Origin of the sequence: Rahnella sp. ATs2 (assembly GCF_051851855.1) — a bacterium.
GTDB classification, from domain to species: domain Bacteria; phylum Pseudomonadota; class Gammaproteobacteria; order Enterobacterales; family Enterobacteriaceae; genus Rahnella; species Rahnella variigena.
This window is the reverse complement of sequence record NZ_JBLYPL010000018.1, coordinates 49,179-63,771: the sequence shown is the minus strand read 5'-3', so window position 1 is coordinate 63,771 and position 14,593 is coordinate 49,179. Positions and strand designations below refer to the sequence as shown.

At 53.3% G+C, this 14,593-nt stretch carries 13 protein-coding genes; 10 read left to right on the top strand and 3 right to left on the bottom strand.

Annotation, left to right across the window (positions count from 1 at the left end; genetic code table 11):
• Positions 1-15: 15 nt before the first annotated feature.
• From ACJY2G_RS18785 to ACJY2G_RS18760, 6 genes are all read left to right on the top strand, one after another.
• The gene (locus ACJY2G_RS18785) at positions 16-1,719 is read left to right on the top strand and encodes a chloride channel protein (protein WP_129639892.1); all 1,704 of its coding nucleotides are present in this window, start codon (positions 16-18) and stop codon (positions 1,717-1,719) included.
• Positions 1,720-2,164: 445 nt separating this feature from the next.
• Positions 2,165-5,929: a nitrate reductase subunit alpha gene (locus ACJY2G_RS18780; protein ID WP_439291991.1), complete on the top strand. Its 3,765-nt coding sequence runs from the start codon at positions 2,165-2,167 to the stop codon at positions 5,927-5,929.
• Positions 5,926-7,461, top strand: a complete 1,536-nt coding sequence (narH, locus tag ACJY2G_RS18775; protein ID WP_430320111.1) for a nitrate reductase subunit beta — start codon at positions 5,926-5,928, stop codon at positions 7,459-7,461. Before ACJY2G_RS18780 ends, narH begins: the two co-directional genes overlap by 4 nt.
• Positions 7,461-8,183, top strand: coding sequence for a nitrate reductase molybdenum cofactor assembly chaperone (gene narJ / locus ACJY2G_RS18770; protein WP_430320112.1), 723 nt, complete (start codon positions 7,461-7,463; stop codon positions 8,181-8,183). The genes narH and narJ overlap by 1 nt, the downstream gene beginning before the upstream one ends.
• Positions 8,180-8,860: a respiratory nitrate reductase subunit gamma gene (gene narI / locus ACJY2G_RS18765; protein WP_095922190.1), complete on the top strand. Its 681-nt coding sequence runs from the start codon at positions 8,180-8,182 to the stop codon at positions 8,858-8,860. Before narJ ends, narI begins: the two co-directional genes overlap by 4 nt.
• Positions 8,861-8,957: 97 nt before the next feature.
• Positions 8,958-9,197 (top strand): hypothetical protein, encoded by a 240-nt coding sequence (locus ACJY2G_RS18760; RefSeq protein WP_112291735.1) that lies wholly within the window; start codon positions 8,958-8,960, stop codon positions 9,195-9,197.
• A gap of 589 nt (positions 9,198-9,786) precedes the next feature.
• Here ACJY2G_RS18760 and chaA read toward each other — a convergent pair.
• Positions 9,787-10,887 carry a sodium-potassium/proton antiporter ChaA gene (chaA, locus tag ACJY2G_RS18755; RefSeq protein ID WP_120163017.1) on the bottom strand — a complete coding sequence of 367 codons (1,101 nt, stop codon included), beginning with the start codon at positions 10,885-10,887 and terminating at the stop codon, positions 9,787-9,789.
• A 478-nt stretch (positions 10,888-11,365) separates the two neighbouring features.
• Between chaA and chaB the strand changes: the two genes are divergently transcribed.
• From chaB to ACJY2G_RS18735, 4 genes are all read left to right on the top strand, one after another.
• Positions 11,366-11,599: a putative cation transport regulator ChaB gene (chaB, locus tag ACJY2G_RS18750; RefSeq protein ID WP_112289791.1), complete on the top strand. Its 234-nt coding sequence runs from the start codon at positions 11,366-11,368 to the stop codon at positions 11,597-11,599.
• A 348-nt stretch (positions 11,600-11,947) separates the two neighbouring features.
• Positions 11,948-12,637 (top strand): gamma-glutamylcyclotransferase, encoded by a 690-nt coding sequence (locus tag ACJY2G_RS18745; protein ID WP_430320113.1) that lies wholly within the window; start codon positions 11,948-11,950, stop codon positions 12,635-12,637.
• A 276-nt stretch (positions 12,638-12,913) separates the two neighbouring features.
• Positions 12,914-13,252, top strand: a complete 339-nt coding sequence (locus ACJY2G_RS18740) for a toxin (protein WP_120163016.1) — start codon at positions 12,914-12,916, stop codon at positions 13,250-13,252.
• A 2-nt stretch (positions 13,253-13,254) separates the two neighbouring features.
• Positions 13,255-13,569: a helix-turn-helix domain-containing protein gene (locus ACJY2G_RS18735; RefSeq protein ID WP_425272813.1), complete on the top strand. Its 315-nt coding sequence runs from the start codon at positions 13,255-13,257 to the stop codon at positions 13,567-13,569.
• A 66-nt stretch (positions 13,570-13,635) separates the two neighbouring features.
• On the opposite strand, the gene ACJY2G_RS18730 is transcribed toward ACJY2G_RS18735, so the two are convergent.
• Complete coding sequence (locus ACJY2G_RS18730; protein WP_112289795.1) at positions 13,636-14,088, bottom strand: flagella synthesis protein FlgN; 453 nt, start codon at positions 14,086-14,088, stop codon at positions 13,636-13,638.
• A 48-nt stretch (positions 14,089-14,136) separates the two neighbouring features.
• The gene (gene flgM, locus ACJY2G_RS18725; protein ID WP_112289796.1) at positions 14,137-14,439 is read right to left on the bottom strand and encodes a flagellar biosynthesis anti-sigma factor FlgM; all 303 of its coding nucleotides are present in this window, start codon (positions 14,437-14,439) and stop codon (positions 14,137-14,139) included.
• Positions 14,440-14,593: the final 154 nt, after the last annotated feature.

Here is a 14,593-nt window from a genome sequence, read left to right as displayed (position 1 = left end):
TCACGATGAGATCTTATGACGCTGAAAGCCCTAAATCCTGAATACCTGCAAAAGAGCGATCTGATAAATCTGCTGATTGCCATTCCTGCCGGGATTGTCGCCGCGCTGGTGACGATTGCATTTCGCGGGGCCATTTCAGGTGTCAACGGCCTGATGTTCACGGACGGCAGTGACATCACAAAAGCTTTCAACGAATACCCGAAACTCATCTGGCCGCTGATCACCACCGCCGGTGGCGTGATTGCCGGTTTCATCCTGATCCTGGCGCTGCGTTACGAAAACAAACACGGCAAGATGCCCGATTATCTGGATGTGATTGATCAGCGTTTGCCGGGCATTCCGGTAGTCAGCACCGTATTGCGCGGGTTGTCGTCACTGGCCAGTATTGCCAGCGGCGGTTCTATCGGACGGGAAGGGGCGATGGTGCAGCTTTCGGCGCTGAGCGGCAGTCTGCTCGGGCGTTTTTCGCGTTTTAAAGGCGTCCATCAGTCGGATATTATCGCGATGGCCGCTGCGGGCGGTCTGGCGGCGGTGTATCATGCCCCGTTTGCCGGTGCGCTGTTTGTGGCAGAAATCGCCTTCGGCGTGACCGCCGTGCAGCGGCTGATCCCGCTGTTCATTTCGGCCTCGGTCGCAGTGCTTACCGTGCGTTCCCTGACGGATTATGCGCCGCTTTATCTTTATTCCTCGGTCTCTTTCAGTCCGTCTCCCGGCGCGATTTTAACCGTGCTGATTATCGGCGTGGCGACGGGGATCCTCGGGCCGTTGTTTATCTCGTCTATTGATAAAGTCCGTCAGTGGATGAAACCCATTTCTCATCCCGCGCTGCGTCTCGGGCTGGGGGGACTGGGTGTCGGGCTGGTGGCGATGATTTCGCCGCTGGTGCTCGGTAACGGTTTTGAAGTCATCGATTTAATTCTCAACAATGGCGATTTACAGACGTCGTTGCTGGTGCTGCTGATCCTGAAAATTGTCGCGACGGCGATCACCATCGGTTCCGGTGCGGTGGGCGGATTGTTTACGCCATCGTTACTGATTGGTGCGGCGGGCGGGGCGCTGGTCTGTACTTTCCTGCAATGGCTGGGATTTGATCCCGGTCCGGTCGGACTTTACGCCGCCATTGGCATGAGTGCGCTGCTGGCGGCGACCAGTCACGCGCCGCTGATGTCGATCATGATGGCGTTCGAGATGACCCTCAACAGTTCGCTGCTGTTCCCGCTGATGCTGGCGACGGCGATCTCTTATGTGGTTGCCTCACGTCTTAAAGTCGGCGGAACCTATCCGGTGCTGACACGGCATAATGCGCGGTTTGCGGCGAAAAATGCCTTTGAATACAGCACGGTGGCCTCGCTGATTTCACCGTGTTCGAAAATGTACGTTGATGCCTCGCTGTCTGAAGTGGTCAGCGAAGGGCTGAAACAGCGCACGCGTTATGTGTACGTGGTGGATCGGGAAGAGCGTTTTCTCGGCGTGGTGCCGACTAACGTGGTGGCGGCTGGTCTTATTGATGGCAGCGTGAAATCCGACAGCCCGATGGACTCTTTTATCGAGCAGGAGTTCACCACAATTTTCCAGCAGGCCAGCTACGAGCAGGCGTGGGCGATGTTCAGCAACTCGCCGCTCGAACGTCTTCCGGTGCTGGAAGATGCCGAATCACGGCGGTTACTGGGCGTGATCACTAAAGCCTCACTGCTGAATAAAGCCAAAGATTTCCTCTGATTAATAGCCGGTTTGCTCAATGGAAACCGGCTGCTTTCTGAAATACCCCTCATTTTCCATATCCTTTCTCCCTGCGTTAAACGCCTTACCCGTTTTAAAATTAAATATTGTAAATCAATAAGATGGCGACTCCATTGCTAATACCTCTTTGGGGGTATTTATCGTTATGTAAAAAAATACACGACGCGAAGGGGTTGATCGCAATCAAGTAGGCAGCTCCCGCGCGTGCATACCCTGAGGCCAATTTCCCCTTTGTACTTGAAATAGCAGCAGCGTTAGCAGCACTCAGTCACCCGAATCACTGACTTGTGTCAGCTCATCGGGATCCCTTCGTTTGCTGCCTTGCTGCAATTCCAATTACTTCGGGCACGAGCAATGAAGTTGTATTCCCCGCCATTCACATAATGACAAAGCGCAAATAAGCCTTTGCACAGGAGAGTTCCGGATGAGCAAGTTTCTTGACCGGTTTCGCTATTTCAAACAGCTAGCTGAACCTTTTGCTGACGGCCACGGCCAGACGCTGGATACCAATCGTGACTGGGAAGACGGCTACCGCAGCCGCTGGCAGCACGACAAAGTGGTGCGATCCACACACGGTGTGAACTGCACCGGTTCATGCAGCTGGAAGATTTACGTTAAAAACGGTCTGGTCACCTGGGAAACCCAGCAGACCGACTATCCGCGCACCCGTCCGGACCTGCCGAATCACGAGCCGCGTGGCTGCCCGCGTGGTGCCAGCTATTCCTGGTATCTCTACAGCGCCAACCGCCTGAAATATCCGCTGATGCGCAAAAAGCTGATCCAGTTGTGGCGTGAAGCCAAGCTGAAACACAGCGATCCGGTGGATGCATGGGGCTCGATCATTAATCAGCCGGAAAAAGCCAAAGAATATAAAGCCGCACGCGGACGCGGTGGTTTTGTGCGTTCAAGCTGGCAGGAAGTGAATGAGCTGATTGCCGCGTCCAACGTGTATACCGCCAAGACTTTCGGCCCGGACCGCATTATCGGTTTCTCGCCAATTCCGGCGATGTCGATGGTGTCTTACGCATCCGGCGCTCGTTATCTGTCGCTGATCGGCGGCGTGTGTCTGAGCTTCTACGACTGGTACTGCGATTTGCCACCGGCTTCTCCGCAAACCTGGGGCGAGCAGACCGACGTGCCGGAATCGGCTGACTGGTACAACTCCTCTTATATTATCGCCTGGGGTTCTAACGTTCCGCAGACCCGTACGCCGGATGCTCACTTCTTTACCGAAGTGCGTTACAAAGGCACCAAAACGGTGGCCATTACGCCGGATTACGCCGAAATCGCTAAGATTTGCGACCAGTGGCTGGCACCGAAACAAGGCACAGACAGCGCGCTGGCGCTGGCAATGGGTCATGTGATCCTTAAATCCTTCCATATTGATAATCCAAGTCAGTACTTCACTGATTACGTGCGTCGCTATACCGACATGCCGATGCTGGTGATGCTGGAACCACGCGAAGACGGTTCCTATGCCGCAGGCCGTATGCTGCGTGCGTCTGATCTGGTGGACAATCTCGGTCAGGAAAATAACCCGCAGTGGAAAACCATCGCCTTCGACGAAAACACCGGCGAGCTGGTTTCACCGTTAGGTTCTATCGGTTACCGCTGGGGTGAAAAAGGCCAGTGGAACCTGGAATCCCGCGAAGGGAAAGAACATAAAGACGTCAGCCTGAAGCTGAGCCTGCTCGACGATCACGACGAAGTGGTCAGCGTGGGTTATCCGTACTTCGGCGGCGCGGTCAGCGAGCATTTCAACAGCGTCGCGCTGGATGAAATCCTGATGCACAAACTGCCGGTCAAACGCCTGCAACTGGCAGACGGCAGCACCGGTCTGGTCGCCAGCGTGTACGACCTGACGCTGGCGAACTACGGCATTGAACGCGGCCTGAACGATGAAAACTGCGCGCAAAGCTATGACGAAATCAAAGCCTACACGCCAGCCTGGGCCGAGAAAATTACCGGTGTTTCTCAGCAGAACATCGAGCGCATCGCGCACGAATTTGCCGATAACGCCAACAAAACCCACGGTCGTTCGATGATCATCGTCGGTGCCGGGATGAACCACTGGTATCACCTCGACATGAACTACCGCGGTTTGATCAACATGCTGATCTTCTGCGGTTGTGTTGGTCAGAGCGGTGGCGGCTGGGCACACTACGTCGGACAGGAAAAACTGCGTCCGCAAACCGGCTGGCAGCCGCTGGCGTTTGGCCTCGACTGGCAGCGTCCGCCACGCCAGATGAACAGCACGTCGTTCTTCTATAACCATTCCAGCCAGTGGCGTTACGAAACCGTCGCGCCGCAGGAACTGTTGTCCCCGCTGGCAGATAAATCCAAATTTACCGGCAGCATGATCGACTATAACGTGCGCGCCGAGCGTATGGGCTGGTTGCCGTCTGCGCCACAGCTGAGCGTTAACCCGCTGCGCATCGCGGAACAGGCGAAAGCCGCCGGTTTATCGCCGGCTGATTTCACCGTGGCAGCGCTGAAAGAAGGCAGCGTGCGCTTTGCTTCTGAACAGCCGGACAATCCGCAGAACTTCCCGCGCAACCTGTTCGTCTGGCGCTCCAACCTGCTGGGTTCTTCCGGTAAAGGCCACGAGTACATGCTGAAATATCTGCTGGGTACTGAACACGGTATTCAGGGTGATGATTTAGGCATTCAGGGCGGTGTGATGCCGGAAGAAGTCGAATGGCAGGCGCAGGGCGGCGAAGGCAAACTGGACCTGGTGGTGACGCTTGATTTCCGTATGTCCAGCACTTGCCTGTATTCAGACATCGTTCTGCCAACCGCGACCTGGTATGAAAAAGACGACATGAATACGTCGGATATGCATCCGTTTATTCATCCGCTGTCAGCGGCTGTGGATCCTGCCTGGGATTCGAAAAGCGACTGGGAAATCTACAAAGGCATCGCCAAAGAATTCTCCCGCGTCTGCGTCGGCCATCTGGGTGTGGAAACCGATGTGGTGACGTTGCCTATCCAGCACGATTCCGCTGCTGAACTGGCGCAGCCGTTTGGCGTGGAAGACTGGAAAAAAGGGGAATGTGACCTGATCCCGGGGCGTACCGCACCGCATCTGATGGCCGTTGAACGCGATTATCCGAATACTTACGAGCGCTTCACGTCGGTCGGTCCGTTGCTGGAAAAACTCGGTAACGGCGGTAAAGGCATCAGCTGGAATACCGACAGCGAAGTCGATTTACTGAAAAAACTGAATTACACCAAAGCGGATGGCACCGCCAAAGGCCAGCCGATGATTAACACCGCGATTGATGCGGCAGAAGTCATCCTGACGCTGGCACCGGAAACCAACGGTCAGGTGGCAGTGAAAGCCTGGGCGGCGCTGAGCGAAAATACCGGCCGCGACCATACGCATCTGGCGCTGAATAAAGAAGACGAGAAAATCCGTTTCCGCGATATTCAGGCGCAGCCGCGCAAAATCATCTCGAGTCCGACGTGGTCGGGTCTGGAAGATGAACACGTTTCTTACAACGCCTGTTACACCAACGTGCATGAGCTGATCCCATGGCGCACGCTGTCCGGCCGTCAGCAGATTTATCAGGATCACGCGTGGATGCGTGCGTTCGGTGAAAGCCTGCTGGTGTACCGTCCGCCAATCGACACCCGCGCGGCGCAGCCGTTGCTGAATGCGAAACCGAACGGTAATCCGGAAATGGCGCTGAACTTCCTGACGCCGCACCAGAAATGGGGCATTCACTCCACCTACAGCGACAACCTGCTGATGCTGACCCTAGGTCGCGGCGGCCCGATTGTCTGGCTGAGTGAAGACGATGCGACAAAACTGGGTATCGAAGATAACGACTGGATCGAAGCGTTCAACGCCAATGGTTCACTGAGCGCCCGTGCGGTGGTCAGCCAGCGCGTACCGGCGGGGATGACCATGATGTATCACGCGCAGGAACGCATCGTGAATATTCCGGGCTCTGAAATCAGCCAGCAGCGCGGCGGTATTCACAACTCCGTTACCCGCGTTTGCCCGAAACCGACTCACATGATCGGCGGCTATGCGCAGCTGGCATACGGTTTCAACTACTACGGCACGGTCGGTTCTAACCGCGATGAATTCGTGATTGTGCGCAAAATGAACCGCATCGACTGGTTAGACGATGAAGGCAATGACTACGTGCAGGACGCCGTGCAACAGGAGAAAGCCAAATGAAAATTCGTTCACAAGTCGGCATGGTGCTGAATCTCGACAAATGCATTGGCTGCCACACCTGTTCCGTGACCTGTAAAAACGTCTGGACCAGCCGCGAAGGGATGGAATACGCGTGGTTCAATAACGTGGAAACCAAACCGGGTCTGGGTTATCCGCACGACTGGGAAAACCAGGAAAAATGGAAGGGCGGCTGGATCCGCAAAATCAACGGCAAACTGCAGCCGCGTATGGGCAACAAAGCCAACCTGCTGCATAAAATCTTCGCCAACCCGCATATGCCGGAAATCGATGATTATTACGAGCCGTTTGATTTTGATTATCAGCATCTGCACACCGCAAAAGACAGTAAACATCAGCCGGTAGCCCGTCCGCGTTCGCTGCTGACCGGCAAACGCATGAAGAAAATTACCGGCGGCCCGAACTGGGAAGACGATCTGGGCACCGAGTTCAGCAAACGTTCTGCCGATCAGAACTTCGCCAATATGCAGAAAGAAATGTACGGCGAGTTCGAAAATACCTTTATGGCTTACCTGCCGCGTCTGTGCGAACACTGCCTGAACCCGGCGTGTGTGGCGACCTGTCCGAGCGGTGCGATTTATAAGCGCGGCGAAGACGGCATCGTGCTGATCGACCAGGACAAATGCCGCGGCTGGCGCATGTGCCTGACCGGCTGTCCGTACAAAAAAATCTACTTCAACTGGAAAAGCGGCAAATCAGAAAAATGTATTTTCTGTTATCCGCGCATCGAAGCGGGCCAGCCAACGGTCTGTTCCGAAACCTGCGTCGGCCGTATCCGCTATCTCGGCGTGGTGTTGTATGACGCCGACCGTATTGCCGAAGCCGCGTCAGTTGAGAACGATAAAGATCTCTACGAAAGCCAGATGAGCATCTTCCTCGATCCGAACGATCCTGAAGTGATCGCTCAGGCTGAAAAAGACGGCATTCCGCTTTCCGTGATGGACGCTGCGCGCCAGTCGCCGGTCTATAAAATGGCGATTGAATGGAAGCTGGCACTGCCGCTGCATCCGGAATACCGCACATTGCCGATGGTCTGGTACGTGCCGCCGCTGTCTCCGATCCAGTCCGCTGCCGACGCCGGTGCTTTACCGCACAGCGGCGTGCTGCCGGACGTCGAAAGTCTGCGTATTCCTGTGCAATATCTGGCGAACCTGCTGACGGCGGGCGACACCGCACCGGTGCTGCGTGCGCTGAAACGTATGCTGGCGATGCGTCACTTCAAACGTGCTGAAACGGTTGACGGCATCACGGATACCAGCGCGCTGGAGCAGGTCGGATTGTCTGCGGCGCAGGCGGAAGAGATGTACCGCTATCTGGCGATTGCCAACTACGAAGACCGTTTCGTGGTGCCATCCAGCCATCGTGAACAGGCGCGGGAAGCCTTCCCGGAAGCCAAGGGTTGTGGTTTCAGCTTCGGTGACGGTTGTCACGGCAGCGACAGCAAATTCAATCTGTTCAACAGCAAACGCATTGATGCCATCGACATCGGCGCGAAAACAGAAAGGAAGGGCTAATGAACAGTTTACGCATCATCGGCCTGCTGCTGGATTATCCGTCCGAAGACTTGTGGGAACACAAGATGGAGCTTCTCGAGGCGGTGACTCAGTCTGCTGAACTGAACGCAGAACAGCGTCTGGATCTGGCGCTGTACATCACGGATTTCTGTAAAAGGGATCTGCTGGATGCGCAGTCGGCGTATACCGGTTTGTTCGATCGCGGCCGCGCCACATCGTTACTGTTGTTTGAGCACGTGCATGGCGAATCCCGTGACCGCGGTCAGGCAATGGTTGATCTGATGGCGCAATATCGCGAAGCCGGGCTGGAAATTGACAGCCGTGAGCTGCCCGATTATCTGCCGCTTTACCTGGAATATCTCACCACGCGTGACGAACAACAGGCCCGCGACGGCCTGCGCGATATCGCGCCAATCCTGGCCTTGCTGAGTGCCCGTTTGCAGGAGCGTGACAGCCATTACGCCGAACTGTTTGATTTACTGCTGGCGATGTCCGGCAGTGATATCGCCACCGCAACGGTGCGTGAAGGGATTAAACAGGAAGCCCGTGATGACACGCCTGCCGCGCTGGATGCGGTATGGGAAGAGGAACAAATCAAGTTCCTCGGTGAGCAAAGTTGTGCGTCGGGTGAAGAAGCCGCGCACCAGAAACGCTTTGCCGGTGCGGTCGCACCACAGTATCTGAACCTTGATGAAATGCCTGCGGGGGAACCACGCAAATGACCGACTTCCTCAACAACTTCTTTTTCAATATCTATCCGTATCTGTGCGGCACGGTATTTCTGGTCGGCAGCTGGCTGCGTTATGACTACGGTCAGTACAGCTGGCGTGCGGGCTCCAGCCAGTTGCTGGAGAAGAAAACGCTGCGCATTGCCTCGCCGTTGTTCCACGTCGGTATTCTCGGCATTATCGCCGGTCATGCCTTCGGGATGCTGACGCCGCACTGGATGTATGAATCCTTCCTGCCGGTGCCGGTGAAACAGCAAATGGCGATGTGGGCGGGTGGCGCGTGTGGTGTGATGACCCTGATCGGCGGCGGTATGCTGGTGTGGCGTCGTCTGAGCAACGAGCGTGTGCGTGCGACGTCCAGCTTTGGTGACATCATGATCATCATTCTGCTGGTGGTGCAATGTGCGTTGGGTCTGAGCACCATTCCGTTCTCTGCACAGCATATGGACGGCAGCGAAATGATGAAACTGGTCGGCTGGGCGCAGTCGGTCGTGACATTCCGTGGCGGTGCGGCAGCGCATCTGGACGGCGTAGCATTTATCTTCCGCGTGCATCTGGTGCTGGGTATGACCTTATTCCTGCTGTTCCCGTTCTGCCGTCTGGTGCATATCTGGAGCGCGCCGGTGGAATATCTGACCCGTCGTTATCAGCTGGTACGTAATCGTCGCTGATTGACCTTCACGAATTGTGAAATGACGGTTTTGACATAAAAACGAAGGGCGCTATGATGCGCCCTTATCTTTTTTTTATTGCTCAAGGACGCATCTGATGGCCACCCCAAGACAACCCATGACCGTAGCCCGCCGTTTACTTCGCAACAGCCTGATTCTGCTGGTGATCGGCATTGTTGCCACTATCCACGGTTTAGTGGTCGGCAGCCCTGAAACCCCGCCGGGAGAAATGGCACCCCAACTGATGCTGGGCATCTGGTTTATCTTTATCGGCTGCGTGATGGCGTTGATTAGCTGGCTGGTGATCAGGAACAAGAAGAAAAAAGGGGAGATCTGAGGGCGAGGTTGAGGTTGAGGTTGATTAACCTTAAATTCAACTTCAAGACCGTCGGCTTTTCCCCGACGCTTCCGCTAGACCCAAAGTTTCATAAACCGCAGTGACAACCACAAAACTCCCTCCCCTGCGAAGGGGAGGGTTGGGGTGGGGTATTAAATCCAGATCAAAGCGTTAAGGTTTACTCAGAACCGTGTTAGCCCTTAAAACCCCCTCCCGACCTCCCCCTTCGCAGGGGGAGGAGCAAAGATAAATCCATTTCGTTTTTGAATTTAAGATCGTGCGGGCGATTCAGAAATCTTGCTGAATGAGAGGTTGCAGACCCAAGGCTGCAATCCCGAAATGAAGGAACCGCGCAGCGGCAAGATTTCCAGCCTGTCGCTGCGATACCTGAAACATAGCCAGCGAGCGGAGCGCGCAGTGAAAGAGCCGGAGATTCCTAAGAGGCGCGGCGACAGGCGCCTCTTAGGGCCAGTTTGGGTGGCAACCCAAGGTGTTGAACTTGACCTTGACCAAAGTCGGTGTGGGCCGACGCCCACGACCTTGACCTTGACCTTGAGGCCAGTTTGGGTGGCAACCCAAGGTCTTGTTGTTACAGCATTATCAGCATCATATACGCACAGAACAACGCCAGGTGCGCAGTACCATTAAGCACATTGGTACGCCCGGTCGAGAACGATATCTGGCACAGGATCATAACCGCCAGCATCACCACAATGTTGGCTGGCGCCAGGCTGAAAATCAGTTCCTGACCGGTCAGGGTGGCAATCACGGTGACCGCAGGAACGGTCAGTGAGATCGTTGCCAGCACGGATCCGAAGAATAAATTCATGGCACGCTGTACCTGATTCTTCAGTACCGCTTTCAGGGCACCCAGACCTTCAGGAGAAAGAATAAGCAACGCGACCAGGAAGCCGGTGAACTGCGCAGGGGCGTTCAGTTCGGTCAGCAGACTTTCCAGCGGGTTAGCATTGAATTTGGTAACAGCAATGACCAGCACCAGATGGACAATCAGCCACAGTGTGTGCGTCAGATTACTCTTTGAAGACGGTTTTCCGTGTCCATCTTCTTCGCCTTCATCTTCATGCTCGTAAATAAACAGACTCTGGTGAGTTTTGGTCTGAATAAGCAGAAATACGCCGTACATCGCCGCTGAAATTACCGCAACGAACAACGCCTGTGGCGTGGAGAAGTTGCCAGCGGGCAGGGCGGCAGGCAGAACGAGAACGATCACCGCCAGCGGGAAAATCGCCATCAGATACTGTTTGATACCACCGAGATTGACATACTGGGTGGCAAATTTACGACCACCAAGCAGCAGGGCAACGCCGACCAGACCGGCAGTAACAATCATGATGATCGAGAATAAGGTGTCACGCATCAGCGCCGGAGCGGCATCGCCTGTCGCCATCAGGGCCGAAATCAGACTGACTTCGAGGATGACCACTGAAAGGCTGAGGATGAGTGAGCCGTAAGGTTCGCCCAGACGGTGTGCCAGGACATCGGCGTGACGTACTACGCTGAAGGCGCTGGCGAGAATACCGATCAGCGCGATTAAATTGATGCCGACGACTGAGGCAAAGTTACTGCTGTTGCCCCAGAAGACGAGAACGATAAGGGCAGCAATAGGGAAAATCAGGGAGTATTCCTGATGGCGGGTTTTTACTTTTGGATGTTCCTGTGAAGACACCATGATGATTATTCTCCTTATAAACACTCACGAATTTACAACCGCCTGTCTGTCGGTTGTAAGCAAAATGCATAGCAGCATAAAATTGTAACCCGTTAAGTATAGTAGATAAATTAATCTGTTAACAGTTTATTATCATGACTCATCTATAAAAACTGTTATGACAGCTATTTTTTGTTGCATGAATCAAATAAATGTCAGTTTAATCTCAACTTAATTTTCATTGTTAATTATTTAAACATAATAAAAACAATGGCTTGATTTTTAATAATGGGTTTATGCGGGTAATGCGTCAATTTTTGTAAATAATCCCTATACCCACATGAAAAATCGGAGAAATCTGGCGTTTTTTAGCCCGCAGGCTGAGATTTGGAATAATCTGGCTGAGTCACCTGAGGTTAGCAGCTAGACTTACCCCTGTGTGCCTGAACCGCACACATTAAATGTAACGATCATGAACGCCATGAAAAAGGAGCAAGTTATGCCTTATCAGAACCGCTCAGCGTTGCCTGACTCTGTTCGTCATGTTCTTCCGGCACATGCGCAAGACATCTATAAAGAAGCCTTTAACAGCGCGTGGGATGAGTATGCAAAGCCAAAAGATCGTCAGGGTGATGATTCCCGGGAAGAGACCGCGCACAAAGTCGCGTGGGCCGCGGTAAAACACAGTTATAAAAAAGGCGATGACGACAAATGGCATCCTAAAAAATCCTGATGTCCGGCGGAGGGTCGGGGAATGCCTGACCCGTTATCTCTCACATTCCCGCCTGTATCCTGCCTGTTTTGCTGTCATTTCCCTCTTAAATGTCAACCTTCTTACAATGTTCACAAAATAATCATTTTATTTTCGTTTTGTGATCGCTCTCAATCTTGATTGCAACGAAAGAAACGAATAAGGTTTCATCAGACAGGGTGATAATAAAATTCCGAATCAACCCTGTCAGCGCCTCAAGTTAAGGCGAAAACTTTCCGATAACCTGATCAGTCCACAACCACGATAGCGGAGAACACAGCGTCAACAGCATGGCATGTTCAAAAGTAAGTCGTACCAAAGGGGGAATGAATGTTAACTCGAGATTTCCTGCGTAACGCAGATTGTAAAACAGCATTCGGCAGCATTGACGAATCGATGCTCCTGACCCCTGAACAACGTGCCGCCTCACTGAGCTGCACACTGGCGCGTCGCCCCGGTAACAGCCCCGTCTGGATTTTTGGCTACGGTTCGCTGATGTGGAATCCGGTTTTCGATTCCGAAGAGGCGCGGCCTGCGATTTTGCGCGGCTATCACCGTGCCTTCTGCTTACGTCTGACTTCAGGGCGCGGAACCCATGCGCAACCGGGCCGCATGCTGGCGCTGCGTGATGGCGGGCAGACCACCGGGCTGGCATTCCGTCTGCCGGAAGACAAACTGCACGAAGAACTCGAATTGCTGTGGAAGCGTGAAATGCTGACCGGTTGCTATCGTCCGACCTGGTGCGAGTTAGAACTCGATGATGGTCGCACGGTGACAGCGCTGGTGTTTATCATGGACTCCTCACACCCTCAGTACGAAGCGGATACCGATTATCAGGTTATCGCGCCCCTGATTGCGCAGGCCAGTGGTCCGCTTGGCACCAACGCACAGTATTTGTTTGCCCTGGAAAAAGAGCTCAACAATTACGGCATGCGTGATGACTGCATGAGCGAACTGGTAAAACAGGTGCGGATGCTGCTGTCGGTCACGCCCGGCTTTGATGTGCCCGGCCTGAGTTAAAGCCTTTCCCCCTTCAAACTGCGCGGGCTCTCCGCGCAATCATATATCCCCCCAGCAATTTTGCTGCCTGACGTTTTTTTCTGTGAAGAAGCGCAAGGCATCTGCAACGACTGAAACTTCAAAAATCCTTCTGGAAGCAGTATCCCGTCTCTGGCTATTGGTAGTTAGCAGCCATTAAGCATTCCGCTATTGTTGCGCCTGTTGTCACTCAACGTCTTCAACTGTCCTTTACATGGGGACAGTTATGGCACAGTATAGGGAAGCTCAGGGGCATGGATGAAAGCTATATTTGTTGAATTACCCGCTTTTGAAGCAAACCGTTCGGCGTATATGTCCGACGATGAATATCGGATCCTGCAAAATGCGTTATTGCTTTTCCCCACTTGCGGGGATGTGATTATGCATACCGGGGGATTACGCAAACTTCGGTTTCTTGATCGTCAGAGGAATAAAGGCCAGCGGGGTGGTACGAGGATTATTTATTACTGGTGGGTCGCAAAATCGCATTTTCTTCTCATTACGGTGTATGGAAAAAGCGAAGTGAATGACCTGACATTCGCGCAAAAAAAGATGTTAGGACTGCTGTTGAAACAGCATAAGGCGAAACAAGAATGACAATGAAACGGGATCTGTTTGCTGAGATTGCGGATGGCCTGAATGCATGGGGTGAAGCCGGTCAGGGTAAGCGTACGCTTAAAACGGTGGAAAGAACTGTCGATCGTGAAGTGAGACTGAGCGCGGTGGAATTAAAAGAGATTCGGGAGAACCTGAATATTTCGCAGGCGGTATTTGCCTATTACCTGCAAACCGCGCTGACAACCTATCAGAACTGGGAACAGGGCAGAGCGAAACCTAACCGTCAGGCCATTTTGCTGATAAAGCTGGTCGAAAAAGACCCGGCGACATTAGAGCAGCTGGCGGGTTTGGTATAAATTTCGTGGAAATGAATTGGCGAACGGGAGACGTGCTGAGGGGAAAGCGTTTCCCCCCGTCTGGCTCTACACAGAGATCTTGCGTACGGTTTGCCCCGACACGGTTTCCTGCCCGTTCGGTCCGTAGAATTTCTGCGTCTGGCTGGCATTGAGAATAGCCAGCGCCTCGGTGTTATAGGCAATTTGTTTGCCCAGTAACATGCCGTTATGGCGATTGATCTGACTCAGTTTAGTGGTCAGTTGCACGACTTCTTCCCACATTGCCGTGATTTCCGGCTGACGCTGCCCTTGTGGATCTAAGTAGGGGGCATTTTGTTTCAGGCGCTCGTCATGCTGACGACGCTGCTTATCAAGATAGTCTACCGTAGCTAACAGTGAGCTTTTCTGCTCGGTGATATGTTGCAGGGCAGCACCATTAACGCGGCCCGAGCAAAGTATCGTTTGTTCGTGATTAATCACTTGATCCAGAGCTTGCAACGTTTCAACCAAGGTAGTCATGGTCTTGATAAAGTTCTTCATCGGGCCTTAATACCTTCCAACTATCGTCTTTAATCCTGAAGCCTCAGTTTAAAGACCTTTGAGATAATCCTGCGTGTCCTGCAACAAAGCATCGGCAATTTTGCCGGTATCCATGGTCAGTTTGCCATCACGGATAGCTTGTTTCAGTTCGTCGACACGTGCCGTGTTGATGTCCTGAGCACTGGACTGAGTCAGAGACGCTTGCGCTGAACTCAGGGTCACCGCCGTACCGCTGGTGGTGGTGCCAGAAACGGTGCCTTCTTTGCGCGCAGTCTGAACAGAAGCTTCAGAAGGATCGCGCTGCTGGATCGAAGTTAAAGGTGAAACACCTTGCGTGCGATCGATAGCCATAATCTTTTCTCCGGTTAGGGTATTCAGGGCTGTTAATTAACACAAAAACCCTAAAAATGCCGTCGTGAGACGACTCTGATACGTTTGTTATCGACATGTGGCGAAATAACTTTAGCCTTTATTGCAACTTTTTGTCCAAAAGTGGTTGCAATAC